Here is a 26,508-nt window from a genome sequence, read left to right as displayed (position 1 = left end):
TCTGTAGCAGAGTAGAGTAAATATGCAAACTCAACATACTCATGAATTACTCATAACAGACTGTCGTTTTTGCTCCTTAGTTTCTAAAACTAATGGAGAAGATCCAATTGGTACAGCAGGTACTTGCGATCATTGGTTAATAATGGAAATTCCCCAACCTTGGTCGCAAGAAATATTTGAGGAGAATCCAACTCTTAGAGGGTTGATGGGTTTATTCCATGAATTAAGTTTTAATCATGGGGTCAAATTAAAACCGATACTAATTGCTCCTGACCGTGAGTATTCTTATCCGGGCTTTACCCGTGTCTTGTACTACTATCGCCCTGCAAAGCTATTTTCTCAGTTTGAGAAACAAGAATTTATTATTCCAGAAACAAAATCTGCTGCTTTAGTAACGGCAATATTCCAGCAGTTAATGCAACAACCCAATGATTTATCAGAGTTTCAGCAATATCAACAACAAACAAGTGACATTCGCGAACTTATGGTTTGCACCCATGCTCAAGTAGACCTTGCCTGTGGCAGATTTGGCAATCCTATATACCGACAATTACGTAAAGAATATGCTCCTGCTTCTAAAGGAAAGTTAAGAGTCTGGCAAACAACTCATTTTGGCGGACATCAGTTTGCTCCTACTCTAATTGATTTACCTCAAGGATGTTTGTGGGGACATTTAGAGGCAGATGTATTAGATTTGCTAGTGCAGCGAAACGGTTCAGTTTCTGGATTGCGTCAATACTACCGAGGATGGACTGGTTTAAGCGAATTTGAGCAAATTGCCGAGCGCGAAATTTGGATGCAGTCTGGGTGGAGTTGGTTAGATTATTTGAAAGCTGGTAAAGTACTGACGATGGAAGAAGTTACGCAAGGAAATAATCCTGACTGGGCAGAAGTTCGGATTGATTTTGTTGATGGCGACAAAACAAGTGCCTATGAAGCCAGAATTGAAGTTTGTAGTGAGGTGATGAGTGCATTAAACTCATCCAAAGAAATGGAATTAAAAGCAGTAAAGCAGTATTGTGTTAGCCATTTGGTTAAGATTAACTAAACAAATGACTTTACAAAAACAATCTCAAATCACGAATGAAATTCTTCAAGGTAATCTTATTAAATTGATGTTTAAATTATCAATACCCAGTATTTTGGGGATATTGATGCTTAGTTTAAACACTTTTATCGATGCTTTATTTGCAGGAAGATTCATTGGTGAAACTGCTTTAGCTGGTATATCAATTGCACTACCACTTACAAGTGTGGTCAATGGATTTGCTGGTTTGATTGGGGTAGGTTCTGCTTCTGTTCTCAGTCGAGTTATTGGGTCTGGAGATATTAAAACTCAGTCCAAAATTTTTGGCAACCTCATAATTATGAGTATTGTCATTTCTTTTTTTATTACAATTATTGGCTATAATTTTAGTCGCCAATTGATTTCATTCATGGGAGTAAGTGGTGAAATTGCTTCCGAAGGAACGAAATATTTTAAGACTTTGATACTAGGTTCTATCTTTTTGATATTAGGAGAAGCTTGTAATACAGTTATAAATTCAGAGGGACAAGTTAAATTCGCTACAATATTTAACTTGATATTTGTGGCTGTTAACATTTTATTAAATTATATATTTATTACTGTATATCATTGGGGAACCCAAGGTATTGCTCTTGCTACAGTTCTGGCAATGGTTATTTATAGTATTATGAACTTAGCCTACTTTTTGGCTGGTAAAAGTTCTATTCCATTTAATCCCAAAAAGTTAGCGATCGCAATAGATTTACTACCTGGGATCTTATCAGTGGGAATCTCAGCACTATTTTATCCAGCTATGATATTGGTTCAAGAAGTTGTGATGTTTAATTTAATTTCCTACTACGGGAAAAATAATGATATTGCTTTTTTTGGAGCAACAATGAAAGTTATTTCATTGGTCTTTATTCCTATCGGTGGTTTTGCACAAGCATTACAACCTGTAATTGGTATGAATTATGGCTCAAAAAATTATAGTAGGCTCAAAAAAGCATATTTAATTTTTGCAATAATTGGAGCTATCATATTACTACCGATTTGGCTGGTTTTACAATTATCTCCTAGTACATTCTTGGGCATAATTTTGCCAGGAATTAATTTTACCAAAGATGATATGATCAATTTTAGAATTCTCAATATGTTAACGCCACTATGGCCTTTAGCATATTGTAGCAATACTCTATTTTTATCTATGGGTAAAGGTAAAATTGTATTATTAGCTATATTTTTCAAAAGTATAGTTTTCAACGTGCCAATAATGCTTTTTTTATCAAGGTTGATAGGTTTAAGAGGTATATATATTGGCTCAATTTTTGCAGATATTTTATTTATGTTATTAACCTTTGTTTTAACATTTGTAGAATTTAAGAATTTATCTAAACTAAATTTTACTTAATAAATTTATTAATTTGTATTGATATTATGTTAATACTCAACACGAAGCCTTAAGGTCTTACTTTACTGAGTAAACTTGGATTTACCTGTCATTATTGAGTAACAGTAATCCATCTATTTCACAATTTTTTATTACTCAATGGAGAGTTTTCATGGTGACATCTTCTATTTCTCAAGAACGGGTGTGGTTTATTACTGGTAGCTCAAGCGGTCTTGGTCGAGCTTTAGCAGAAGCAGTACTAGAAAAAGGTGAAGCAGTAGTTTTAACAGCACGAAAAGCTGAGAAAGTTGAAGATTTAGCTTCAAAGTTTCCAGGTCGTGCTATCGTGGCGCAACTTGATGTGACCAAACCCGAAGAGGTAAGGGAAGCAGTAAAGCAGGCAATTGCTTACTTTGGACGTATTGATGTACTTGTTAACAATGCTGGGGTTTCCACTATTGGGACAATTGAGGAAGTCAGCAATGAAGAAGTTCGTCGTCTATTTGAAACAAACTTTTTTGGTATTTTAGAAACGCTACGGCTAGTGTTACCTTATATGCGACAACAACGTAGCGGACACATCCTTAATGTTTCATCAATAGGTTGCTTTTCTAGTGCTACTGCCTGGGGATTCTACAACAGTAGTAAACTTGCGCTAGAAGGAATTTCTGGAACATTGCTAAGTGAAGTTGCTCCATTCGGCATTAAAGTGACAATTGTTGAACCTGGTGCTTTCCGTACAGATTTTATTAAACGTTCTGTTGTGGTAATTGATACTCAAATAGAAGACTATGAAATATCAATTGGAAATATACGTCAGAATATGTTGAATCACGATTTAAATGCACTTGGAGATCCGAAAAAAGCAGCTTTGGCAATGATTAAAGCTGTTGATAGTGATAACCCACCACTTAGATTGGCATTGGGAGCAGATAGCATAAAAACTATTAATGCTGCATTGGAATTTATAAAAGAAGAGTTGGATGCTTGGAAGGAAGTATCTTTGAGTACTGATGTTGATGAAGTGGTAGCAGAGAAAACTGGCGTTGTTAAATAAGGAGAGCAATTTTTTTGAGACTGGGAATACGGTAAGATGACCCAATGTCCGATTCTGAGCAACTTGTAATCTACCAGCTTTATATTTTTATTCTAGATCATGTCCGCATAATTTAGTTATGCTAACCACAGTCATTACACCCCACCCCCAACCCCCCCACTCTTCGGGAGGGGAGACAAGGCATAGCTTTGGCGGGGTGGGGTTCTTCGGGTTTAACAAGCAATCAAGCGGACATGATATTATCCATAATCACAGCTATCATCCAGAAAATCTTTTAGTGCTGGTAAAACTTGTGTAAGATAACTTGTTTTCACACACAATGGTTAAAGACCAATACGGTTCGGTTAAAGGGTAAGGGGGAAAGGGGAAAGGTTTTGAATACATCCTTTACCCTTTACCCGCAAACCCATTCCCCAGACCACAAGGAAAGTGAAAAATGCTTATCCGAACCGTATTGGGTTAAAGGCAAGTATTAATTAATGAATCCCAGACTGTACGCGCCACAGACTGGCGTAAATCCCATCCATCGCCAGTAACTCCTCGTGCTTACCTTGCTCAACAATTTGACCATAATCCATCACATATATGCAGTGACTGTGGCGAATTGTGGAAAGACGATGAGCGATCGCTATCGTAGTCCGATTTTGAGTAATCATCGCCAATGACTTCTGAATAGCTGCTTCCGTTTCATTATCCACCGCAGAGGTCGCCTCATCCAAAATCAATATTGGTGGGTCTTTGAGAATAGCACGGGCGATCGCAATTCGTTGTCTTTGACCACCAGAAAGTTTCTGGCCTCTTTCACCGACGATAGTATCGTACTGGAGGGGTAGTTGCAGGATAAATTCATGAGCCTGGGCTAATTTGGCAGCATGGATGATTTCTTCATTACTTGCATCAAAACTGCCATAAGCAATATTTTCCGCCACCGTACCGTGAAATAAAAACACATCCTGACTCACCCAACCAATACAGCGCCGCAGTTCTAAGAGTTGTAACTCCCGAATATCGATGCCATCAACCAGGATTTGTCCGCTTTGGACTTCGTAAAAGCGTAGTAGTAGTTTGACTAAGGTACTTTTACCAGAACCCGTTGCCCCAACAATGCCAATATTTGCACCTGGGAGAATATGCAACGATAAATCTTGCAGTACCTTGGTGCGACCATTGTATGCAAAGGTGATGTTGTCAAGATGCACTTCACCGCGTACTGTTTTTAACGGTAAAGGATGCTTCCCAGTGGGAATAGCAATGGGAGTATCTAACAATCCCATAACTCGTCGCGTAGAAGCCATCGCTCGTTGATACTGATCCATGATGGAACTCAACGTTGCAAACGGCCACAGTAACTGCTGGACAATAAACACCATGAAACCGTAAGTTCCCACAGTTAACTGATTATTCGCCACTGCAACCCCACCAAAAAACAACGTGGCGATGAAACCGATTACAATCACTAATCGAATCGCTGGATAAAAAGCAGCAGAAAGAGCGATCGCTTGACGGTTACTGCGGCGATAGGCTTCACTTTCAGAAAGGACACGATCTCTCTCGTAGGCTTCAGCTGTAAAGCTTTTAATTGTGGCAATCCCTGAGAGATTATTAGCTAAACGGCTATTGATAAATCCAGCTTTGTCGCGGACATCTGCATAACGGGGTGCGAGTCGTTTCTGGAATGCTAATGAACCCCAGAATATGAAGGGTGTGGGTAGGATTGTTAAAAGAGCGACATTGGGGGCTATGAGAAGAAATGAGCCGCCTACAGCTAAAATTGTGGTGATAAATTGCAGAATAGATGCAGCACCAGAATCGAGAAATCTTTCTAATTGATTGATATCATCGTTTAAAATTGACAGGAGTGTGCCCGTAGAGCTTTCTTCAAAGTAGCTCAGTTCTAGTTTTTGTAAATGGCTGTAGGCATCAAGGCGTAACTCATGCTGCATAGTTTGGGCAAGGTTACGCCACTGGCGATCGTAGATAAATTCAGATAGTGATTCTAAAGTCCAAATAAGTAAAGTTAATAATGATAGAATTGCCAGTTGTCCAATGATGTTAGTGATGCCAATTTGGACAATAATGGAATTTTCTTTTTCCACCACAATATCTACAGCGACACCTATTAAATATGATGGTGCGAGGTCGAAGACTTTATTGATAATGGTAAAGATTACAGCAGTCCACACTTGAGGGCGGTAGTTTTTAGCATAGTGTAATAAACGTAAGAGGGGATGGTTTTTGGTTAATGGAAAAGAGGTCATAGTAAATGCTCAATTTAGAGAAAATAATTAATCCGAATTACCTGGAGTTTCATTACTTACTACAGAAGGTATTTGGGCGAAAAGAGCAGATTGCAACAGTTCAGGAATCTGTTTCCAAACTACAGTTCCTTTAGCACTTTTGATATACAGTTGCATAAAATCTAGTAACGCGGCAGCACTTTCTCCAGGGGTGAGATTGACGAACAGATAGGTGGGTTTGTCTAAACTAGCAACGGATACAACACAGCCATTATTGCACGACCATAAGCATCCCACCGGGTGAATTTCTACTTCATTATTTAAGAATTTTTCAGTGCATAAAGTATTTAGTTGTTCAAGCAAAATAGTGCTATCAAAAGGTGGATTTTCTGGTAGTTCTGCGGAGGAAGAATGGCAGGACTTGCAGACGAAAATCATGTTTTTAGGCATAGGTTCAAGGTGTATTGACTAGGTATTTAAATAAATCATCAATGACGGCATTCATTGCCAAAACATCAAAACCGTACCAATGGTCATAATCTACAAGATAAACTCGATTTTGTTGAACCACCTTCAGTTTTTGCCATAAAGGAGATTGTTCCAGCTTTTCTAAAGCCTTTTTACCAGTTTTCTCGGCATAGGAAAGGAATAAAACATCACCATCAATATCAGATAAACGCTCGTAGGAAATGTTATTTTTTGTAAAAAAATCTCCACTCTGTGCGGATGGGCGTTGTAGTCCAATATCATCTAGAACTACCCCAACGGGAGACTTTTTCCCATAGGTGTACACTGCTCCAAATCGTGGGTCTACAGTAGCAACAGATACCTGAAGTTGATGGCGGCGATTCTCCTTTGGAGAAGCTACGCCAACGCCTAACGCTTGTTTAAGTTGTTCAATTCGCTGCCAATAGTCATTAATTAACTGTTTACTCTCCTGTTCTTTATCGAGAATCTTGGCGATATCTTCTAAAGTTTTCTGCCAAGAAGCAGGTGGAGATGGATGATCTAATGCAACTGTGGGGGCAATATTGGTTAGCTGCGTGTAGATATTCTGCAACCGAGTATTTGACAAAATTAAATCGGGTTTCAGTAGCAGAAGCCTTTCTAGATTTGGCTCAAATCCAATATTTTCAATTCCATCTGCTTTGTCTCCCAGATGTTTCGGGAAAGGTTCACCTGGAATCCATGCGGATGCAATGGGTTTGATACCCAATGCTAAAGCACTACTGAAAGTACCTCCCCACAGAGTCACAACTCGCTGAGGATTCTGAGGAATGCATGTTTCACCCATTGCATGTTGCACAACTCGGCAATTTTCTGTTAACTGTTTTGAGTTTGTAACATTCTGGTTAATATTGCTGCTACAAGAAGCAACAATGAAAAGACTAAAGATTCCCAGGAGAAACAAACAGACAATTCGCCGCAGCATCACGATTGCTGTTGATTTCCCTCTCACAATTCCCATGAAATCGTCCCTACTCAAGTATCCCAATAGATTCAGTCAAAACCACAGTCGCACACTACTAGACAAACACCAACGCTTCATCACAACTCCTGATACAACAACTTCTTGTAGAATTTGACTGAATTAATCAGCTTTGCAGTAATATCGTTCCCCAACCCCCTCTTCCTGGTAAGGGAAAACGCGCGATCGCGCCGGTGGGGTGCTTCAAGAGTTTTAGGTGTTAGACCAGAACTGGGTTACTGCAAATAGTTGCTAATTCAATCAAGCTGATTATAGAGAATTAGTGGCAACTGAGTCTATACCAAAAACCGCATCATCTGTCTGAAACCGACTTTCTAGCAAATAAACATCCACTCGGCATGATACCAAACCTGCACTTAAAGGCTCCAGCAAAGCGTCTTGGCTCGGAATAACCAACTCGGTGAGCAACCTCAACAATAGTTATGTTTCCTTGATGTAATAACTGCTCTGCCGATTCCATACGCTTTTCTGTCAGGTAACTAAATGCTGTTTTGCCAAACAGTTCCTTAAATCCACGTCGTCAGCCAGAGATGAGGATGTACCTCAATATCCCGGTTATAGCCTTTACCCAGTTGCTTGGGCATTTGACGGAGGATTTCAAATGGTTCCGGTTGTTGTAAGCTGTTGCAGTTAGCTTCTGCCCACAGTTCCCAATCCTCTTTCATCGTCAGGGTGATGGTCATGACTGGATGATATTTAAAAATTAATGATAGTAATTATCAATAATTTTACTATGAAGTGGAAGGATAAAATTGAGATATAAATCAAGTATCAGAATCCTAACCCTACTCTTTGCACTTGTGTGTACACGGTAGTGGGCTGAATTAGGTTTTATTTTTTCGATTTTGAATTAGTAAATAAACAAAATATGGGGCACCAATCACAGCAGTAACAATCCCGCAAGGAATTTCGATAGGGGCAAAAGTAATTCTGCCAATAAAATCAGATAAAACCACAATCATTGCTCCTGTCATTCCCGCCACTGGAATCAAACCTTGATGGTTGCTACCTACTAACTGACGGGCAATATGGGGAGCAATTAATCCCACAAATCCAATTGTTCCCGCAGTTGCTACTGCTGTACCGGAAAGCGCTGCACTAATTAATAATAAGAAACTGCGCTGCCATTCAACTCTACGGCCTAAACCTTTGGCGATATCATCTCCTAAATTTAAAGCATTTAATTCTGGTGCTTTAATTAAAGCCAAAGGCATAAATATAACTAGCCAAGGTAAAAAAGCAAAAACCTGTTCCCAAGTCCTACCGTAAACGCTACCAGCTAACCAGACTAAAGCCTGACTAACATCGTCAATTTGACCAAATGTCACCATTAAACTAGTAAAAGCACCCGTGACAGCGGAAATTCCCACACCAATTAAAATTAAGCGAACGGGATGGAGTCCCCTATCCCAAGCTAAGAAGTAAATTAATAAAGATGCAACGAATGCACCAACAAAAGCTGATAAAGGTAAAAATCCTGCTGGAACATTTGGTAATAATACAATTACACTCACAGCTGCAAGGCTCGCACCAGAATTAATCCCAATAATTCCTGGATCAGCTAAAGAATTTCGAGTTAAACTTTGCATAATTGTGCCAGAAATTGCTAAAGCTATCCCTACTAAACAAGCAGTTAAAATTCTTGGCAAACGTAGAGTATTAATCACAAAAGCATAATCTGGATTTCCTGTATCTATTCCCAGTACAGTTTTAATTACGATTAGCGGTGGTGTTGGGTATTCTCCTACAGAAGTGTTAATTACCATCGTTAGTAATGTGATAATTGTCAGGATAAATAATATCTTCGGAACTTGATTTTGCAGACGAAATGAGAATCCTAATTTTGTAGAACGGAAAATCAGTGAGCTGTTCTTCATTTTTTCACCTGAGATTTCGCTAAATAAACGAAGAAGGGCGCACCAACTAAAGCTGTCATAATTCCCACAGGTATTTCTTGCGGTCGAATTAATAATCGCCCTAAAATATCGGCAACTAAAAGTAATATTGCCCCAAAAATTGCACTGTAAGGCAAAATCCAACGGTAATCGACCCCAACGGCAAATCTAACTATATGGGGAATAACTAAACCAATGAATCCAATTGAACCCGCAGCCGCAACGGAACTGCCTTCTAAGAGTAAAACACTAACAGCAGCGGCAATTTTTATCCATAAAGTTTGTTGACCCAAACCTTTAGCAATATCTTCTCCCAAACTTAAAATTGTGATTTGTCTTGCTAAACCAAATGCCAAGATTGTGCCAATACAAATGTAAGGCAAGACTTGTAAAATAATGCTTTCATCAATACCCGCCAAGGAACCAGCTAACCAAAAGCGAATTTCTTCCAAAGTTCGCTGGCTGACTATTAAAATTCCCGTTGTAAGTGAAGCGAGTAAGCTACTAATAGCTGCACCTGCAATTGTCAAATTTAAGGGAGTTATTCCGCTACGACCAAGAGAAGCAAAAACATAGACAGTGACAACGGTGACACCTGCACCAATAAACGCAAACCAAATATAAACATTTGGAGCAGATGTACCAAAGAGAAAAATACTAATGACTACAGCAAAAGCTGCACCTGCATTCACCCCCAAAATACCAGGATCAGCTAATGGGTTACGAGTCACACCCTGCATAATTGCACCAGCAGTAGACATTGCTGCACCCACCAATATTGCCAAAAGCGATCGCGGTAAACGAATAGTTTGAATAATCAAATGTTCTCTGGAACCGTCAAACTGAATAAAGGCAGTGAGTATCTGATGCAGAGAAATATCTGCTGCACCAAATGAGACGCTGAAAATTAGACAACCCAGCAGAATTAGCAATCCCACAATTAAACCCGCAATGGGAAATGTTAGGGATGAAAACAATCCTCTGGTCGATGAGGGCACTGATCTACTCATTGTTCAAATTACTGGCTTCAAGCAGTGTAATTGTTGCTTGTGAAGATAAGCCAACACAAGCTGCTAGTTCTTCTAATGCCAAGCGATCGCGTGCGTTTGTATTTAGCATTTCCGTTGCCGCTGCAACATAGTCAGGATTTGCCATTTGACTAACTCGATCCGGTAAAGTTACTTGGGATTTCACGCTACCAATCAGCTCAGTTTTTGCTCCTACAAGGGCAAGCTGTTGCATTCGATAAGCGGCGATTTTTGTAGCTTGACGGGCTTGTAAGTAAGCAAGATAGTATTGTACAACTGCTACCCGTTTTTGCTGTTTGACTTCATGCCAGCGAGCTTTTCTCACCGGTAATTGCTGAATGATGTTCAAAAGTTTAATCGGGTCAATTGTCATTGCGATCGCAAAACTACGTTGACTTTCGGATGTTACATCGGGCAAGTTGTAGTTGGTGTTGGTTTGAGATGGTGAAAATTCAACACTCAAAACATCGGTGAAAGCACTCCATCCCATTGCAGCTTTTGCCTCCTGTACCTGCGAAGACTGACGTTGGGCGATCGCAACTAACTGCTCAATGATTTTCAGATCGCGATCGCTAATCTCAGTCTGAAGAATTTGTGGTTGATAATTATTCAGTTGTTTTTTTTCTGACAACGCTGGCAAAGGCAGATTAATAAGTGCGATCGCCAGGGCAATTTTCCAACTGTAAAGACAGACAATTGATCCATAACTCATAGCTGTCAAAAAGTTTTGCGTTCCTCCAAATGTGCTAATACTTCTGTACGAGTTCGCCAAACAGGACGCAGTTCCTTGCGAGTAAACAGTGGTAGTTGGTCGGTAATGTGGGGCGAACCGGTTTGAGTGGCGTTACCGTAGCTGATGAGAGCCATTGCTTTTACTGGTTGCGAAAACTCAATGGCCGCAACATAACTATCACCAGCGACGGCTTGAAAGCGTTCATCCTTAGCTGGAGCAAAATTGAGGACGCGGAATATTCCTAGATCCCCATCGCCACCATTGGCAGGTAAATCTAAGTTTCCGCTACCCACTCGGAAGACTTCACCCCAAGCAACATCTAGTTTTCCATAAGCTTTTTCAACTTTCGCAGCAGCTATTTGCAGTGCTTTTGCCGCACTTTCTGGGTCTTTTAAACCATCGGGTGTGGTATTCCACGAGTTCTCACTCCAAGGAATACTGAAGGTTTGGTTTTTATCCATTTCTTGCCACCAAAAAGAAAACAATACCGCGCCTCGACTATCAGCATCAGCATTGCGATTCCAAGCAGCCAAAATATCAGCAGCACGACCAGCTAATTGATCGCCATATTTTTGAGCCGCGGGAATTAAATCATCGAGGATGCGTTCTGCAAGTTCCATTTTGGTGGAATGTTTGTACTTAATCATTTCCGCAAAAGAAATTTTTGGATCTTCAGCCAGCATTTTTGCAGAACTTTGGGCGCGGAAATCCATTTCTCCTCGTGGAGCCATATAAGCAGGATAATCATCTGCTTTGATGACAGTGGGGAAAGTCGTTGTCCAAGGTGCATCATTAGCATTTTGCAACCAACCGCTAGGCGGGTCAATTACACGCGGTAAATCTTTGTATGGGTGCATTTTTGTCCACAAAGTCTTAGATATGTCACCAGGAATTAAACCTTGCCAGTATTGAAAGTCTCCCTGTTGACGAATTGGCACCAGACCGTTGAATAAGTGCATGATATGTCCTTCTCGGTCTGCATACATGACGGTAAACATCGGTAGTTGCAAGCGTTTCAATACCTTTTGAAATTGGCTTAAGTTTTGGGAACGCGCCATATCCCACCACTGTTCCAACACACGGGGACGATCTGCACCGACAACCCGCAGCGCCACAGCAACCCCATCTTTTTCTTGAACGACTGCGCCGTGGACGGAACTTTTGACTAATAATGGTTGTTCGACTAACGAGCCATTTTTTTGCTTAACTTTTAACAAAAACTTTGACGTTGTAAAAGGACGGACTTTGTTATCGAGAAGATAACCATCATCAGCCAATTTCAACTTGTATACATCCCAACCATCGTGAGTATTGACGGTATGAGTCCAACCCAAATAATCGTTAAAAGCGATTGTTAAAACTGGAATTCCCACCAGCGCTGCTCCAGAAGCATTCATTCCTGGGGCAGTAATTTGTGCTTCGTACCAGACAAATAAATCCGACCATAACAAGTGGGGATTTGCCAGCAACATCGCCTTGCCACTGGCAGAATGTTTAGGTGCGATCGCCCAACCGTTAGAACCAGCTTCCGATTGAGTATGAGTAATACCTGTTACCTGTTCTTGGCTGACGACAAAAGTAAAATACAGCACTCTTTGCAAATGCGCCAATACATCCTCTGGCTTGACAGGTAATACTATTTTTACTTGATCGTCAATTAAATCAGGATGGGCTTTGGCATAAGTATTTATTCCATTGGCAAAGGCATTTATATAACTACGAAAAGCTGGACTTTGTGCCCGATACCAAGAATTAGCACGATCGGGTACTCCCATCGTCAGTACCCATTTATCAGATTCTAAATACTCTTCTCCCCAGTATTCGGCTGCTTTTCCCCTAGCTTGACCATAGAGGCGCAACAGCAAGTTAGCGTGACTCTGCATTTGTGCCCAACCAAATACCTGGAAAGCGCTTGGAGCATCTTTACCATATATATGCGGTATGCCGTAAGTATCCCATAATATTTCTGTCGTTTTCGGTGCAGTCGCAAAACTGTTATTTGCCAAAACTACAACTAAAATGGCACTAAGGATAAAAGCTAAAAATCTAGAGAATTTTTTTTTCAGTATTGGCTGATTAAATTGCCACAAATACATCCCAATATTCAACATGATGGTTCGATTAAATTAATTTGACTGGAAAAATTTAGTGACTTTCGTCTATACTCTGTAACAAACGGACATTAAATCCAAACACACCCACTAGCAACATACATAAAGAACATAGAACGTATAACAGTGGCATCCCAGCAGCTTTGTCTATGCCAAACTTACTCCCAAAAAGCCATGCTAGCTAACCATCTGGTTTCATTGCTGGTTCAAAAACTTGATGAACTTCTTTAAATGGTGGTTGTAAGATGTGTATTAAAAGCACAGTAGTAATTGCACAAGTAAAAATCAGGATATCAATCAGCGAAATTCCCACCAAGCCGATTACATGGTATGAGTAGCCAGCAAAAGCTGGCGCTATAATTTTTGCACCATAAGTTGATAAAAATTTCATACTACTAGTGCGGGAATAATGCTTTTGAAGTAGCATCAAGCCCACAGATGCCGAATAGGCCAGCGATTGCATATTATCAATAATGCTTGACACTAATTCTAGAAATCCTTAAAAGCTATCTGCGACTAATTTGCATCTAACTTTAGTGCTATTAGGAGACATTATCATAAAGGGTACGCCTGAGCAAGCATTTATCAAAACTTCTGAATTTTATAAATCTGACTAACGTTGTGCGATAAATCCTTATATATAAGTCTTTTTAAGGTATCGATTTAGAATAAACTCAGTTTTGTCATCTATCTTGTGATAGATTTTTTAGCGGTTATTTTTTGAGTAAAAGATAATAATATTTTTAATTAAAAATTACTTGCTATCTTAGCTAAGTTGCTTTAAAGTCATAAGATTAATTGCAAATTAGTAGCAATACTATACTATTGCTCGATTATAAAAGCACAAGCAGCGACTCGAAATTATTGAGAGTTAGATCAATATAGTAGAGCGATCGCATCTCAACTCCAAATTTTAGAATTCACTGGAGAGCATGAGATGAACATTGAAGCACTTAAATACCAGTAAAATAATTTACTTTCTCAGCGCGTTGGTAACAAAATAACCAATTTTTAATTGCTAGAAGCCTTGGTTTTTAAAGCTCTCTGGGGAATGAAACACCCCTGCCCTTAAAAAGCTATCCATTACCCGGATCTTTCTTAACATTTGCAAGAGTCTTGACTCAGGTTTTTATAACCCTGATTTGTTCGTTGTTCATTCTCAATAAAAACGCAGTTTTAGCGAGAAGATTAAAAGCAAATTTGTCAAGTATGTCTAAATTCTCAGTGTCTAAGACGGTTATAGAACATGGGTTTCAAGATTGTAAAGAAAGATGTGGGTAACGCATAGCCTTAAAAAGGGGGGGGACTGGAATTAAAGCCCCCCGATAAATTGGGGGATTTAGGGGGATGTAAAACTTTTTGTTACCGAGAAGAGAACTTTTCAAACAACCCCTTATTATTAGATTAACCTACGGCTTCTTTAGACGTAAACATCGGCAACAGCGATCGCTACTACAACAAAAACAATGGCGACTAGAGCCAATTTCCAGATGTAGTAATCAGAAAAATTGTGGTTTAAAGAATCAAATGTCCGCAAAAGTATTGCTGGAATGCTTATTATTCCGTTGTGCAGGAACTAGAGCGATCGCTCAAATAGCAGTTGCAAAAGTTAATTGCATTCAAATAGTCTCAAACTCCTTTAAATGTTAAGTTCTGACTTGGAGGCACTTAATGTAAAAACAACTACATTATTCTTTAAGTTACACAGCGATTTGTAACTGTAAATCTAGTTTGCTTTCCCCTACATGCAACGGAGGAAGAGGAGGGATAGGTATAGGCTTTATTGGCTCGACTGTAGACAAATTAATGTCCACGTTAAGCACTAGTTGAGACTTACTTACACTTAGTGTTTCTACTAGAATTTTTTCAGGGACTAGTTGTTGAAGATTACTTCCAATTAGTGTTCCTCCTATAATTTTTTCAGCCTCCACAGATGTGATGTCTTGCTCAACAATTGATTCAATATAATCTAAATCCAGGATTTTCATTTTTAAGGAATAATGCATAGTAATCACCCAATTGATTATTTTTTCTTAGAGGTAAAATCACCTCTATTTAATAACCCAAGTTGCAGCATAAATTTTTCTGCAAATTGTGCAATTTATTCACAAAACTTTATAATCTTTGCTGTCTAAACTGCACACAAAGGCCCGATCATTTCTGTTATTAAGGGAAATTGATCAAATGACTGAAAACTTAGGCGGTTCGTGCTGGCTTTTAAGGTTAATGATTTCTTTAGCTCTTAGTGTCACATACCTCAATACTGGAGATTGCACCTTTGCTCAAATTACGCCTGATGGCACTTTACCGAATAATTCCACTGTCAAATTAGAGGGGAATACTAGAATTATTGAAGGAGGAACTCGAACTGGAAGTAATCTTTTCCATAGTTTTGAGCAGTTTTCTGTACCCGGTGGCACTCAGGCTGACTTCAACAACACTTTAGATATTCAAAATATTATCAGCCGTGTTACAGGTGGTTCTGTTTCTATAATTGAGGGTCTGATTAAAGCCAATGGCTCTGCTAATTTGTTTTTTCTCAATCCCAATGGAATTATTTTTGGTACTAATGCTCAATTGGATATCAAGGGTTCTTTGATCGCAACTACAGCAAACAGCCTCAAATTTGCAGATGGCGCTCTGTTTAGCGCATTTCCTACGCAAAGCACACCTCTACTAACAATAAATGTTCCCATTGGCTTGCAATTTGAGGGAACAGCAGGAAGTATTCGTGTAGAAGGATCTGGACTAAAAGTACAACCTGGTAAAACTTTAGCACTCGTGGGCGGTAAGGTGACGTTGCAGGGAGGTGAACGAGCAGCTTTAGAACCACGACAACCAAATTTGGCAGTTCCAGGAGGACGGATTGAGCTAGGTAGTGTGGCTGGTGTTGGAGAAGTGAGCTTGAACCAGAAAGACAATCATTGGGTATTGGGGTACGCCTCTGTAAATAATTTTGGCGATATTGGATTGGAAGATAGAGTGTATGTTGATGTTAGCGGTGCTGAGGGTGGTGATGTTCAGATTCAGAGCAATAATTTGGCTTTGAATCAAGGCTCATTGATTTATGCCGACACACAAGGTACAGAAGCTGGTGGAGAGGTGCTTGTCCACACAAAAAATACGGTGACTCTCACTGAAGGTTCGCAGATTACAGCCGATGTTGATCCTCCAGAAGCAATAGGAACCGGAGGAAATGTGACGATTCAAACCGGACAGTTAAGTATTCAGGGGGATAGGTCAAGGATAAGAACTGGTACCTTGGGCAAGGGACAGGGAGGAAATTTGACTGTAACCGCCACTGATTCCGTGGAACTAGCAGGAATAACAAATAACGGTTTGTTTACTGAAAGTCAAGGTGCTGGAAATGCTGGAAACTTGACAATTACTACTCGAAGGTTAAGTTCTCAGAATGGAGCGCGAGTATCAACTTCTACTTTAGGTGAGGGACAGGGGGGGAATTTGACTGTAACCGCCACTGATTCCGTGGAACTAATTGATGCTAATAGCGGTTTGTTTACTGAAACTCAAGGTGCTGGAAATGCTGGAAACTTGACAATTACTACTCAAAGGTTAAGTTCTCAGAATGGAGCGCGAGTATCAACTTCTACTTCAGGCAAGGGACAGGGGGGAAATTTGACTATAAACGCTACCGATTTGGTCGAAGTTATTGGTGTTGGTAGCGGCTTGTTTACTCCAACCTTCGGTGCTGGAAATGCTGGAAACTTGGCAATTAATACCAGACGCTTGAGTGTCCAAGATGGAGCGCAAATATTAACTATTAGTACTGGTCAAGGAGACGGAGGAAATTTGTTTGTGGATGCTAGGGATTTGGTGGAATTGAAGGGAACAGGAATATCATCTAATAGGGAGCCAAGCGCTAGTTTTTTATCTACTCAAACAACAAATATTGGCAATGCCGGAGACTTAACAATTATTACTAGGCAGTTAATTGTGGGAAATGGCACGCAGATAGCTACTGCTACTCAAGGTCAAGGAAACGGTGGACAGATAGAAATTAATGCAACTGAAGCTGTTAATGTTTTTGGATTTGCCATTAATAAAACAGCAAGTGGGTTATTTTCACGTACCACTCAAGGAGGGCAAGGAGGAAACATCATTATTAATACCAATGCTTTCCGGATAGCAGACAATGGGGTTGTAGATGCCCGCACTTTCCGTCAGGGAAATGCTGGCAATATCACGGTGAACACGAATACTTTGGAAGCGGTTAATGGTGGACAAATCCTTGCTAATGTTGCTTTCACAGGCAGCAGTGGGCTTGCAGGTAATATCACAGTTAATGCTACTGATAGAGTGATTATATCTGGCAGCGCTACCTTCAAACGGCGTGTCCGAGGAATTGATGGGAACCTTGTTGAGGATGAGTCTGCTAACAGTGGCTTGTTTGTTCGCTCTCGAGGATCAAAGGGTGCAGGCAACCTTCAGGTAAAATCTCCTTTTATTCGTTTAGACAATGGAGGGGAAATCACTGCTGAAACCGCATCCGGTAATGGTGGTAATATTACACTCCACAACCTAGATTTGTTGTTACTAAGCGGTAACAGCCAGATATCTGCTACCGCAGGCACTGAAGGGGCTGGTGGAGATGGCGGTAAGATCACCATCAATGCCCCTAACGGCTTCATCGTCGCCAAACCAAATGAAAACAGCGACATCACCGCCAATGCCTACAATGGTAATGGGGGAACAGTCACAATCAACGCTACTAAGATTTTTGGAATTGCCTCACTAACTAGCGAAGACCTTAAAAGGTTGCGCCCTAACGATCCAAACCCAGACCCGCGTAAACTTCAGACAAATGATATTACAGCAATTTCCCAAACAAGACCTGATTTAAACGGCATTGTAGAAATCAACACGCTCAATGTTGACCCCTATCAAGGATTAATTAACTTACCAGCCGTCCCAGTTAATAGTCAAGTGTCGCAAGTCTGTCAAGCCCGTACAGCACAAAATGAAAGTAGTTTTACGATCGCCGGACGCGGTGGCTTACCACCCAATCCCAGAAGCCAACCCCTCACTCCCGATGCAGTTCAAGTAGATTGGGTAACTCTCAACCCAAAGGGTGAAAACCACTCTAGTACAAATGTTTCAAATCAGGCAAATAGTTCCAGTCCAGCGCCAATTGTGGAAGCGCAAGGCTGGGTGAAAAATACTAAAGGTGAAGTTGTACTAACGGCTGATGCGCCGACAGTTTTGCCTCATAGTTCTTGGCTTACTACTTCTTGTTTCTAGGAAACATTGCCCTCTTTCAGGAAAGAGCAGATTACAGGGAGAAATGCTTTCTCGGTCTGCAAGTCAATCGATCTCAGATACCCAAAATTATCGACGATATTGATTTACTCTCTACAAATTTAGGTTTATCTCTACTCCAAGGACTTTTCAAGAACAACATGATATTATCTTTGCTGATTTAGAAACACAAATTGAAAAACGAGCAGATTCTTAAACAGGTCATGCCCAATACCCCTAAATCTTTGAAGCTGTTTGTTTGGCACTGGCGGGTTCAACAGGCAATGGTTGAGCGGCTTTCAATACCACATCCAACAACCCTGGAAATAGCACCTCTAACTCTTCACGCCGCAGGATGTTAATGTGATGTGTCCCTTCTTTGCGTGTAAAGACTATCCCTGACTCTCGCAAAATTTTAAAGTGGTTGGACATCGTAGACTTAGCGATCGCAAAATCAAACCTCGCACAGCATTGTTCCCCTTCAGTCGCCAACAGCCGCACAATCTCTAGCCGCACGGGATCGCCCAATGCATACAACACGCCCGGTAAAGAAATATTTTTTCTATCTGGATGATAAAGGAATCTCATAGTTGCATTATCTCATCAGGTGGCATATATTTTTATTATTCGATATTATCGAATTATAGAATTAAGTAGGAAGGCAATTTATGTCATCCATTACAAACGTCACAGAAGCCACATTCAAGCAAGAAGTCTTGGAAAGTGAAATTCCGGTATTAGTGGACTTTTGGGCACCGTGGTGCGGCCCTTGCCGGATGGTGGGCCCAGTCGTCGATGAAGTTGCTGCTGAATACGAAGGACAGGTGAAATTTGTGAAGTTGAACACAGATCAAAATCCTACTGTCGCTAGCCACTATGGAATTCGCAGCATTCCGACATTGATGGTTTTTAAAGGAGGTCGCCAGGTTGATACTGTCGTAGGGGCGGTTCCAAAAACTACCTTGAATAAGACCTTAGCACAGCATCTTTAATTTGAGTGCTGAGTGCTGAGTGCTGAGTGAGGAGTGAGGAGTGAGGAGTGAGGAGTAGTGCTGAGTTAGGAGTGCTGAGTTAGGAGTGCTGAGTGCTGAGTTAGGAGTGAGGAGTGAGGAGTTTTGTTTATCCCCCTCATCTCCCTCATCTCCCTCATCTCCCCTACTTTCTAGTCCCCAGTCCCCTGCTCATTTTGTTTCAATTAACGGGGAAAGAGCGAAATGGACTTGAAATTGCATGGTAAATCCGCACTGGTGAGTGGCTCAACCGCAGGTATTGGAATGGCGGTCGCTCTTGGGCTAGCTCAAGAGGGTGCATCAGTGATTGTCAACGGTCGGTCTGAAGAAAGAGTAGCTCAAGCGATCGCTAAAATTAAGCATTCTACACCCGACGCGAAAGTTTCTGGTGTTGTTGCTGACGCTGGCACTGCATCAGGGGTAGAGAAACTCATTCAAGAGGTTCCTCACGTTGATATACTCATAAACAATGTGGGTATTTATGAGCCAAAAACCTTCTTTGATATTACTGATAAAGATTGGTTAAACATATTTGAGATTAACGTCCTCAGTGGAGTCCGTTTGAGTCGGCAATATCTGCAAAAGCAGCTAGAGCAAAACTGGGGGCGGATAATTTTTATTTCCAGCGAATCTGCTATTCAGATCCCAGTGGAAATGATTCACTACGGCACAACAAAGACGGCACAACTTGCGATTGCCAGAGGTCTAGCAGAAATGACTATCGGGACTGGAGTCACGGTAAACTCCGTCCTACCAGGGCCAACTCGTTCCGAAGGAGTTGAAGATTTTATCACCAACTTGGCACAGGAACGCGGTATTACTCACGCTGAAGTTGAGGCTGAATTTTTTCAAACTGTGCGTCCAAGTTCTTTAATTAAACGTTTTGCAACTAATGAAGAAGTAGCAGCGATCGTAGTTTACCTTTCTAGTCCCGTAGCATCAGCAACTAATGGTGCAGCTTTACGGGTAGATGGTGGCGTTATTCGATCGATTGTTTAGTATTTGAACCACATCTGTCGTAAGGCCACAGCAATAGACCAAACCCTTTTCAAATCTCGTTTCCAGTTTGAGGCTGGAAATGCACTTCAATTGCGTCTCTGCCGCGAGTTCAGGAGGCGGAGCCTCAACGACGAGCATTCCCAGTCTCCGACTGGGAACGAGGCAAATGACAAATGACAAATGACAAATGACTAAAATAATTTGGAGACACAACCAATGAGTACTGATATCAACTTATTCTCTCCTTACCAGTTAGGAAATCTAGAACTACCTAACCGGATAGTGATGGCACCCTTAACCCGAAACCGGGCAGGTGAGGGAAACGTGCCACACCAACTGAATGCTACTTACTACGTCCAACGTGCTTCCGCCGGGCTGATTATTTCTGAAGCAACACAAGTAACTCCTGAAGGACAAGGCTATCCCGCGACACCAGGAATTCATTCATCAGAACAGGTGGAAGGATGGAGGTTAGTAACCGATGCCGTACATCAGCACGGAGGCAGAATTTTTCTGCAACTATGGCACGTAGGCAGGATTTCTCACCCTGATTTACAACCGAATGGAGTTTTACCTGTAGCACCTTCTGCCATTACTCCTAAAGGTGATGCTGCAACTTATGAGGGGTCAAAACCCTTTGTTACTCCCCGTGCTTTAGAAACTTCAGAAATACCTCAGATAGTTGAACAGTACCGTCAGGGAGCGGCAAATGCCTTAGCGGCTGGGTTTGATGGCGTGGAAATTCACGCAGCTAATGGTTATTTAATAGATCAGTTTCTCCGGGATGGCACGAATCAACGCACAGATAAATATGGAGGTGACATTGAAAATCGCGCCCGATTCCTATTGGAGGTAACAGAGGCGGTAACTAGTGTGTGGGATTCTAACCGAGTTGGGGTGCGTTTTTCTCCTAGCGGGACTTTTAACGATATGCGTGACTCCAATCCCCTGGAGACATTCGGTTATGCGACTCAAGCGTTAAATCAGTTTAATTTGGCATATCTGCATATTTATGAGGCAACAGAAGCAGATATTAGACATGGCGGGATAATAGTACCCACTAGTCATATACGCGATCGCTTTACAGGTACTCTCATCGTCAATGGTGGCTATACTCGTGAAAAAGGCAATGCTGTACTGGCAAACAAAGCAGCAGATTTAGTTGCCTTTGGCACATTATTTATATCAAATCCCGATTTACCCCGACGCTTGGCTTTGAATGCACCACTAAATGAACCAAATCAAGCAAGCTTTTACGGTGGCGGTGAAGAAGGATATACAGATTATCCATTTTGGTCGCCTGCTAATGAGCCAGTAGCTAATGCATAATTCGTAACTTGTAATTGTCCCTTGCGGTATTGTAGGCAAGTTATTTGTTCGGAAACAAGAAATAATTTTTGTTTTTGTTTCATGGATAAATAAATTCGCTTATATTCTAATCACAATTTACGAATTATTTGGTCATAATCCAACTATTAGGAGAATTTCATGAGTTCCATCATCCAAACCCAACCTTTAGATGTACCCAGTGCGATCGCTCAACGTCGTTCTATCAAAACTTTTAAAACAGACCCCATCGCCCCAGAACTACTCAAGCAACTGGTAGAGTTAAGCGTGGCTGCGCCCAGCAGTTTCAATATTCAGGACTGGCAAATTATTCTCGTGCAAGATGAGGTGCAAAAGGCAGCCTTATCAGCAGCAGCTTGGAATCAACAGCAAATTGTCCAAGCACCAGTTACTTTTGTTTTTGCTGCTGATGCGAGTGCATCTGAAAAAAACTTGAACCCGATAATTGAACAGGCTCTTGCAACTGGGGCATGGAATGAAAGCACAGCTAATTATTTTAAAACTGCTATTCCGCAATTTCAAGAGACACTGGGAGATAAGCAACGGGAGTATGCGATCAAAGATGCGATTATCGCTGCTACCCATTTGGTGTTAGCAGCTGAAAGTCTAGGTTTATCTACCTGTTTTATGAATGGTTGGCTTGAAGACAAGGTAAAAGAAGTGATTGGTGCAGGAGATAATCCAGATTTAGCGATCGCTGTTTTAGTTCCTGTGGGCTATGCAGCCGAACCACGCTTAAATCCAGGTCGTTTGCCATTTTCCTCCAACGTTTCTGTAGACAGAATCGGTAATCCTTATGCAGGGTAGCTTTCCCTAAATTGGGAATGACGCATTGGAAGAGGCAGAGGGGAAAAACTTACTGCAACTTCTCCTCTGCTCCCCCGCTGTACAGTGACTTTTTATTTGCCGTAGTGCCAAATTAATGTCATCGAGGATGTGAAGCTTGAACTCTCTAGCGTTCAGCTTAGAACCAGCACAGAGAACTTACAGGCGATACCAAGACAAATTGTCGCAAACCTAAAGTGGGTAAGCTTTAGCTTGAAGATATTCAATTGATGAATTTGGGTTTTAATAGCTTTTCTGAAAATGACTTTTATCAAATCCCAAAAATCACTTTAGCCGATCTTCCGGTTTAGGCTAGCCGCAGTCCCGCGTTATCATCTGAGAAAGATAAAACTGTTGTGCTCATGAGGAGGTCTTTCTCACTTCAGGAATTCCAACAACTAAATCATCCCATAAAATAGACAGGCAAGAATCCTGCCCGATAAAAATATGGGAAAATTTTTGGGAAATCCCTCAAGACTCAGGACTCGCTACTTATCTGCTCACTCAGGACTCAGGACTCTTTATGTTAGCAGGCACAATTTTGCAGGATGGAAAATATACCCTTATTCAAGAAATAGGGCGGGGTGGCTTTGGCATTACCTTTAAAGCTACGCATCACTACTTGGGTCAGGAGGTGGTGATGAAAACCATCAACGAACGGCTGCGACAACATCCTGATTTTGCCAAATTCGAGCGCCAATTCCAAGATGAAGCCAGACGATTAGCTACGTGTATTCACCCAAATATAGTCCGAGTTAGTGACTTTTTTGTAGAAGCTGGACTGCCTTACATGGTGATGGAATACATTCCTGGCGAAACCTTGGGAGACGCATTTGTTTTACCAGGGATAACTCTGCCAGAAGCCACAGCAATTCATTACATCCGGCAAATTGGGGCAGCGTTGCAGGTAGTACACAACAACGGTTTGTTACACCGCGATGTCAAACCAGATAATATTATTCTTCGTCAAGGAACACAGGAAGTAATACTAATTGATTTTGGCATTGCCAGGGAATTTAATGGCGGTGTCAGGCAGACCCACACAGGTTTGGTTTCTGAGGGTTATTCTCCCATTGAGCAGTATATGACGCAAGCGGCGCGCACACCCGCCACGGATGTTTATGGTTTAGCGGCAACCTTGTATGCACTGTTGACAGCCCAAGTTCCCATGCCAGCATTATTGCGCGATCGCGAACAAATGCCTTCCCCCCGCGAACTGCAACCACATTTGAGTGCTGCTGTCAACCAAGCAGTAATGCGCGGTATGGCGGTAGAATCTCGTTTTCGGCCAGCGACAGTCGCTGAATGGCTACAATTGCTACCTGGAAATCAGGTGAATGGAACACCGCAAGTTTTACCCACTTACGCGGTGCCAACTGTCAATTTATCTGCCCAGCAAGCAGTAACTTTAATTGGGAAAAGTGCCCAAAATTCTATTCATAGACCATCTGTGCTGGCGCAGCCCAACCCAGGCATCGCTAAGGAAACTGTACTGGCTAAAAACCTGGGGTCATCTAAAGTATTTATTGGTATGGGTGTAGCCCTAGTTGCTGCGACAGCAGGTTTTGGGATCGCCAGTATATTACCCAAATTTCAGCAGCAGCCGACTGCCAAACCACTTGTTGAAAAGCCAACTCAAGAATCAGGTGCGAAAGCACCTAATTTTGATAGTACATCTTCACCCAGAGGTGAAGAGACTAACACCACTTCAAGAAGCGAAAAAGCACCCGTCTCTAATTCCAAGCAGCGTCGCCGCAATCGTCGTTCTTCCCAAGAAGAATCTACCAGCAACCCTACAAGAGAATCGCAACGCGGTGATTCCGAACAATCCACACCTTCACCTAGCGTTTCTCCCACACCCTCCTTAGTGGAGAAACTACGGGCAATCCGCTCATCTCGAAAAGCTTCCCCTGCTCCTGCACCGTTGCCATTCCCACAAAATAACTTACCCACTTCTAGTCAAAATCCTGCTTCCCCTCAACCCGTAATTCCATCAAAACCTCTATTTATACCACCAGCACCACCAACAGAATCCAAACAATCAGATCCTTCTGCTGTGGTAGTACCAACACTAGAAAAGCAAAATTCACCGACTAATAGCCAACCCCAGAATATTCAGAAGTTTGAGGAAAAACCGCAAGATGGCAATAACTAGTCAATTTTGGATTCTAGTAAAGCAGTGTGGTAAGTCCACAACTACCCTGGCTCCCAATACTTGTCGGGTTTTGGGGGAAAGGGAAAAGGTTAAAGGGAAAAAACCTTATATATCGAGCCTTCCAATCCTTTTCCCCTTACCCTTTTCCCTTTAAGCGAGCAGTATTGCGCTGACTCCTATTAACTAATTACGAATTATTTTAGGAAGGATTAAGCTTCTTCTGTACAACAACTTCCCCCTTCTTATTAATCTTCACCGGATTCTTGGGAAAAGCTTGATTATTCAAATAACGCATAAGTCTTACAGTTTGAAAACTCCGATCAATATGAGGGATTCCCTGCCGATCCATCCGAACGGGAATAATTTTACTTGACACCAAATTTCCTGCTGAGTTGAGTTTGACTTCTAAAATCATTGAGTCACCTGTTTGGGCATTTGTAGATAAAGTCCGATATCCCAAAAAGTTTCCTAAAGAATAGGCAATGATTTTTCCCTGATAAATTTCCATCGCTCTCGGAACGTGAGGGCCATGTCCTAGTACTAAGTCTGCTCCTGCATCAATCATGTTTCGAGCAAACGCGATCGCATTACCTCGATTTTCTCCATAAAAAAACTCTGTTTGATTCTTAACGTGTAGTGCCCCCGTTCCTTCCGCTCCAGCGTGCATCGATACTACTACAATATTGGCTTTATTTTTGGCTTTTGCCACGAGTGCTTTAGCTGCTCCTAAATTATGGATCGAATTATACATTTCATAAGGAGAAAATCCGATCATTGCCACAGGAATATTGTTAGCTTCCAAATAAAGAATTTGATTTTTATGACCTAATGTTGCAATGCCCACAGCCTGAAGATTTTTCATTGTATCTTTGAACCCTACCGGGCCAAAGTCCATAGCATGGTTATTTGCCATATTGAATACATTAAAACCAGCCTCAGCAAAAAGCTGGGCGTATGCAGGTGGAGAGCGAAAGGCAAAGACTTGTCCTCGACTAATATCTTTGGCAGTATAGGGATAATTAGTTAGACTACTTTCAAAATTACCAAACAAGATATCAGATCCTTGCAAGTGAGTTCTCACTGACTTTGGTAATAATTGATCTCGAAAGCGGGGTAATCGATAGTTAGGGAAATTAGTGCCGGGAATAATATCTCCAACGGCTTTGATGGTAATAGTATCTGGAAAGGTTTGTTGTTGTGTTTTTGATGGCGTAAGTTCAGGAATAGCTAATGGAAATTGCACAGGCTCAGTAGGCATAGTAGCAGCGTTTAATCGCTGTGATTGACCAAGCCGGATAATGACTCCTATACTAATACCCAGATATAAACAAATGCTGATCAGACTAAATGAGAATACTCGCCCCAATCTGCGATCTACCATCGTTCACTCCTCACACGATGGCATTAGTTTATCCCAAAAATCCGCGTTAGCGGTGTATATTGTAGTGTTTTTGCCAAATATTTGACTACGTAAATATTGAACGATAATCCTATCTAATATCATGTCCGGTTAAAGACAGCTCATTAAAACCTTAGAGGGACAGAGGAGCAAGATTTTTGGGCTTTCTGCATAGATTTGGGAATTATAACTAATTAGCCAGACATGATATAACTTGTAAATAAAGGACTTGCAAAAAATAAATTATCCCAAATTCTTTCTAAATTTGTAGGGGCGCAAGGCCTTGCGCCCCTACTATGAGATATTTTTTTAACTGGAAATCCCTAAACAGACAAATTGCTCAAGACCTTTGCTAAAACTAGGCAAATTTCTGCCACATTGTAGTAAATTTCCAGTAATCTTTTGAACGGAGAGGGGGGGATTCGAACCCCCGTTGGGTTTCCCCAAAACGCATTTCGAGTGCGTCACCATGAACCGCTCGGACACCTCTCCAACTATTTATTCAGACATTTGAGTATATATTCTACATTCAAATGCTGTAAATTTAGGGAAATCTTGCTGAATTCCCTAT

22 protein-coding genes and 1 tRNA gene are annotated in these 26,508 nt (G+C 41.3%); 9 read left to right on the top strand and 14 right to left on the bottom strand.

Going from position 1 to position 26,508, the window contains the following annotated elements:
• Window positions 1-22: 22 nt before the first annotated feature.
• The 3 genes from RMY16_RS05685 (at window position 23) to RMY16_RS05675 (ending at window position 3,453) form a co-directional block, all read left to right on the top strand.
• Window positions 23-1,048, top strand: coding sequence for a sucrase ferredoxin (locus RMY16_RS05685; protein WP_322735535.1), 1,026 nt, complete (start codon window positions 23-25; stop codon window positions 1,046-1,048).
• A 4-nt stretch (window positions 1,049-1,052) separates the two neighbouring features.
• Window positions 1,053-2,417 (top strand): MATE family efflux transporter, encoded by a 1,365-nt coding sequence (locus RMY16_RS05680; protein WP_322735534.1) that lies wholly within the window; start codon window positions 1,053-1,055, stop codon window positions 2,415-2,417.
• Window positions 2,418-2,568: 151 nt separating this feature from the next.
• Entirely contained in the window at window positions 2,569-3,453 is an 885-nt protein-coding gene (locus RMY16_RS05675; RefSeq protein WP_322735533.1) for an oxidoreductase, read from the top strand.
• Window positions 3,454-3,929: 476 nt separating this feature from the next.
• Here RMY16_RS05675 and RMY16_RS05670 read toward each other — a convergent pair whose 3' ends face one another.
• The 11 genes from RMY16_RS05670 to RMY16_RS05620 all read right to left on the bottom strand — a co-directional run bounded on the left by RMY16_RS05670 (window position 3,930) and on the right by RMY16_RS05620 (window position 14,952).
• Window positions 3,930-5,711 carry an ABC transporter ATP-binding protein gene (locus RMY16_RS05670; RefSeq protein ID WP_322660015.1) on the bottom strand — a complete coding sequence of 594 codons (1,782 nt, stop codon included), beginning with the start codon at window positions 5,709-5,711 and terminating at the stop codon, window positions 3,930-3,932.
• A gap of 27 nt (window positions 5,712-5,738) precedes the next feature.
• The gene (locus RMY16_RS05665) at window positions 5,739-6,140 is read right to left on the bottom strand and encodes a DUF1636 domain-containing protein (RefSeq protein ID WP_322735532.1); all 402 of its coding nucleotides are present in this window, start codon (window positions 6,138-6,140) and stop codon (window positions 5,739-5,741) included.
• Window positions 6,141-6,144: 4 nt separating this feature from the next.
• Window positions 6,145-7,158: an iron-siderophore ABC transporter substrate-binding protein gene (locus RMY16_RS05660; RefSeq protein ID WP_322735531.1), complete on the bottom strand. Its 1,014-nt coding sequence runs from the start codon at window positions 7,156-7,158 to the stop codon at window positions 6,145-6,147.
• A 313-nt stretch (window positions 7,159-7,471) separates the two neighbouring features.
• Window positions 7,472-7,639 carry a helix-turn-helix domain-containing protein gene (locus RMY16_RS05655; protein ID WP_322735530.1) on the bottom strand — a complete coding sequence of 56 codons (168 nt, stop codon included), beginning with the start codon at window positions 7,637-7,639 and terminating at the stop codon, window positions 7,472-7,474.
• A gap of 46 nt (window positions 7,640-7,685) precedes the next feature.
• Window positions 7,686-7,862 (bottom strand): hypothetical protein, encoded by a 177-nt coding sequence (locus tag RMY16_RS05650; RefSeq protein WP_322735529.1) that lies wholly within the window; start codon window positions 7,860-7,862, stop codon window positions 7,686-7,688.
• Between the two features lie 141 nt (window positions 7,863-8,003).
• A complete protein-coding gene (locus RMY16_RS05645) occupies window positions 8,004-9,056 on the bottom strand; it encodes an iron ABC transporter permease (protein WP_322735528.1) in 1,053 nt (350 codons plus the stop codon).
• The gene (locus RMY16_RS05640) at window positions 9,053-10,084 is read right to left on the bottom strand and encodes an iron ABC transporter permease (protein WP_322735527.1); all 1,032 of its coding nucleotides are present in this window, start codon (window positions 10,082-10,084) and stop codon (window positions 9,053-9,055) included. The genes RMY16_RS05645 and RMY16_RS05640 overlap by 4 nt, the downstream gene beginning before the upstream one ends.
• Window positions 10,077-10,814, bottom strand: coding sequence for a hypothetical protein (locus tag RMY16_RS05635; RefSeq protein WP_322735526.1), 738 nt, complete (start codon window positions 10,812-10,814; stop codon window positions 10,077-10,079). The genes RMY16_RS05640 and RMY16_RS05635 overlap by 8 nt, the downstream gene beginning before the upstream one ends.
• Window positions 10,815-10,819: 5 nt before the next feature.
• Complete coding sequence (locus RMY16_RS05630; protein ID WP_322735525.1) at window positions 10,820-12,946, bottom strand: acylase; 2,127 nt, start codon at window positions 12,944-12,946, stop codon at window positions 10,820-10,822.
• Window positions 12,947-13,127: 181 nt separating this feature from the next.
• Complete coding sequence (locus tag RMY16_RS05625; protein ID WP_322735524.1) at window positions 13,128-13,430, bottom strand: hypothetical protein; 303 nt, start codon at window positions 13,428-13,430, stop codon at window positions 13,128-13,130.
• A 1,216-nt stretch (window positions 13,431-14,646) separates the two neighbouring features.
• Window positions 14,647-14,952 carry a hypothetical protein gene (locus tag RMY16_RS05620; protein ID WP_322735523.1) on the bottom strand — a complete coding sequence of 102 codons (306 nt, stop codon included), beginning with the start codon at window positions 14,950-14,952 and terminating at the stop codon, window positions 14,647-14,649.
• Window positions 14,953-15,130: 178 nt separating this feature from the next.
• Between RMY16_RS05620 and RMY16_RS05615 the strand changes: the two genes are divergently transcribed.
• Window positions 15,131-18,205, top strand: a complete 3,075-nt coding sequence (locus RMY16_RS05615; RefSeq protein WP_322735522.1) for a filamentous hemagglutinin N-terminal domain-containing protein — start codon at window positions 15,131-15,133, stop codon at window positions 18,203-18,205.
• A gap of 234 nt (window positions 18,206-18,439) precedes the next feature.
• Here RMY16_RS05615 and RMY16_RS05610 read toward each other — a convergent pair whose 3' ends face one another.
• Window positions 18,440-18,790, bottom strand: a complete 351-nt coding sequence (locus RMY16_RS05610; RefSeq protein WP_322735521.1) for a helix-turn-helix transcriptional regulator — start codon at window positions 18,788-18,790, stop codon at window positions 18,440-18,442.
• A gap of 80 nt (window positions 18,791-18,870) precedes the next feature.
• Between RMY16_RS05610 and trxA the strand changes: the two genes are divergently transcribed.
• The 5 genes from trxA (at window position 18,871) to RMY16_RS05585 (ending at window position 24,538) form a co-directional block, all read left to right on the top strand.
• A complete protein-coding gene (gene trxA / locus RMY16_RS05605; RefSeq protein ID WP_012412473.1) occupies window positions 18,871-19,194 on the top strand; it encodes a thioredoxin in 324 nt (107 codons plus the stop codon).
• 222 nt (window positions 19,195-19,416) lie between these two features.
• Complete coding sequence (locus tag RMY16_RS05600; protein WP_322735520.1) at window positions 19,417-20,211, top strand: SDR family NAD(P)-dependent oxidoreductase; 795 nt, start codon at window positions 19,417-19,419, stop codon at window positions 20,209-20,211.
• A gap of 216 nt (window positions 20,212-20,427) precedes the next feature.
• Window positions 20,428-21,540, top strand: coding sequence for an alkene reductase (locus tag RMY16_RS05595; RefSeq protein ID WP_322735519.1), 1,113 nt, complete (start codon window positions 20,428-20,430; stop codon window positions 21,538-21,540).
• Window positions 21,541-21,699: 159 nt separating this feature from the next.
• Complete coding sequence (locus tag RMY16_RS05590) at window positions 21,700-22,365, top strand: nitroreductase family protein (RefSeq protein WP_322735518.1); 666 nt, start codon at window positions 21,700-21,702, stop codon at window positions 22,363-22,365.
• A 541-nt stretch (window positions 22,366-22,906) separates the two neighbouring features.
• Window positions 22,907-24,538, top strand: coding sequence for a serine/threonine protein kinase (locus RMY16_RS05585; protein ID WP_322735517.1), 1,632 nt, complete (start codon window positions 22,907-22,909; stop codon window positions 24,536-24,538).
• A gap of 199 nt (window positions 24,539-24,737) precedes the next feature.
• On the opposite strand, the gene RMY16_RS05580 is transcribed toward RMY16_RS05585, so the two are convergent.
• Window positions 24,738-25,919: a CapA family protein gene (locus RMY16_RS05580; protein WP_322735516.1), complete on the bottom strand. Its 1,182-nt coding sequence runs from the start codon at window positions 25,917-25,919 to the stop codon at window positions 24,738-24,740.
• A gap of 425 nt (window positions 25,920-26,344) precedes the next feature.
• Window positions 26,345-26,429: transfer RNA gene (locus RMY16_RS05575), tRNA-Ser, on the bottom strand.
• Between the last annotated feature and the right edge of the window lie 79 nt (window positions 26,430-26,508).

Source organism: Nostoc sp. DedQUE12b (genome assembly GCF_034530835.1).
Classification (GTDB): Bacteria; Cyanobacteriota; Cyanobacteriia; order Cyanobacteriales; family Nostocaceae; genus Nostoc.
This window is presented reverse-complemented; position numbering and strand designations above follow the sequence as displayed.

What these genes read in the sequence shown, in the direction of transcription:
- RMY16_RS05685 (WP_322735535.1), top strand. Translation starts at nt 23, where the DNA reads ATGCAAACTCAACATACTCATGAATTACTCATAACAGACTGTCGTTTT.
- RMY16_RS05680 (WP_322735534.1), top strand. Translation starts at nt 1,053, where the DNA reads ATGACTTTACAAAAACAATCTCAAATCACGAATGAAATTCTTCAAGGT.
- RMY16_RS05675 (WP_322735533.1), top strand. Translation starts at nt 2,569, where the DNA reads ATGGTGACATCTTCTATTTCTCAAGAACGGGTGTGGTTTATTACTGGT.
- RMY16_RS05670 (WP_322660015.1), bottom strand. Translation starts at nt 5,711, where the DNA reads ATGACCTCTTTTCCATTAACCAAAAACCATCCCCTCTTACGTTTATTA.
- RMY16_RS05665 (WP_322735532.1), bottom strand. Translation starts at nt 6,140, where the DNA reads ATGCCTAAAAACATGATTTTCGTCTGCAAGTCCTGCCATTCTTCCTCC.
- RMY16_RS05660 (WP_322735531.1), bottom strand. Translation starts at nt 7,158, where the DNA reads ATGGGAATTGTGAGAGGGAAATCAACAGCAATCGTGATGCTGCGGCGA.
- RMY16_RS05655 (WP_322735530.1), bottom strand. Translation starts at nt 7,639, where the DNA reads ATGGAATCGGCAGAGCAGTTATTACATCAAGGAAACATAACTATTGTT.
- RMY16_RS05650 (WP_322735529.1), bottom strand. Translation starts at nt 7,862, where the DNA reads ATGACCATCACCCTGACGATGAAAGAGGATTGGGAACTGTGGGCAGAA.
- RMY16_RS05645 (WP_322735528.1), bottom strand. Translation starts at nt 9,056, where the DNA reads ATGAAGAACAGCTCACTGATTTTCCGTTCTACAAAATTAGGATTCTCA.
- RMY16_RS05640 (WP_322735527.1), bottom strand. Translation starts at nt 10,084, where the DNA reads ATGAGTAGATCAGTGCCCTCATCGACCAGAGGATTGTTTTCATCCCTA.
- RMY16_RS05635 (WP_322735526.1), bottom strand. Translation starts at nt 10,814, where the DNA reads ATGAGTTATGGATCAATTGTCTGTCTTTACAGTTGGAAAATTGCCCTG.
- RMY16_RS05630 (WP_322735525.1), bottom strand. Translation starts at nt 12,946, where the DNA reads ATGTTGAATATTGGGATGTATTTGTGGCAATTTAATCAGCCAATACTG.
- RMY16_RS05620 (WP_322735523.1), bottom strand. Translation starts at nt 14,952, where the DNA reads ATGCATTATTCCTTAAAAATGAAAATCCTGGATTTAGATTATATTGAA.
- RMY16_RS05615 (WP_322735522.1), top strand. Translation starts at nt 15,131, where the DNA reads ATGACTGAAAACTTAGGCGGTTCGTGCTGGCTTTTAAGGTTAATGATT.
- RMY16_RS05610 (WP_322735521.1), bottom strand. Translation starts at nt 18,790, where the DNA reads ATGAGATTCCTTTATCATCCAGATAGAAAAAATATTTCTTTACCGGGC.
- trxA (WP_012412473.1), top strand. Translation starts at nt 18,871, where the DNA reads ATGTCATCCATTACAAACGTCACAGAAGCCACATTCAAGCAAGAAGTC.
- RMY16_RS05600 (WP_322735520.1), top strand. Translation starts at nt 19,417, where the DNA reads ATGGACTTGAAATTGCATGGTAAATCCGCACTGGTGAGTGGCTCAACC.
- RMY16_RS05595 (WP_322735519.1), top strand. Translation starts at nt 20,428, where the DNA reads ATGAGTACTGATATCAACTTATTCTCTCCTTACCAGTTAGGAAATCTA.
- RMY16_RS05590 (WP_322735518.1), top strand. Translation starts at nt 21,700, where the DNA reads ATGAGTTCCATCATCCAAACCCAACCTTTAGATGTACCCAGTGCGATC.
- RMY16_RS05585 (WP_322735517.1), top strand. Translation starts at nt 22,907, where the DNA reads ATGTTAGCAGGCACAATTTTGCAGGATGGAAAATATACCCTTATTCAA.
- RMY16_RS05580 (WP_322735516.1), bottom strand. Translation starts at nt 25,919, where the DNA reads ATGGTAGATCGCAGATTGGGGCGAGTATTCTCATTTAGTCTGATCAGC.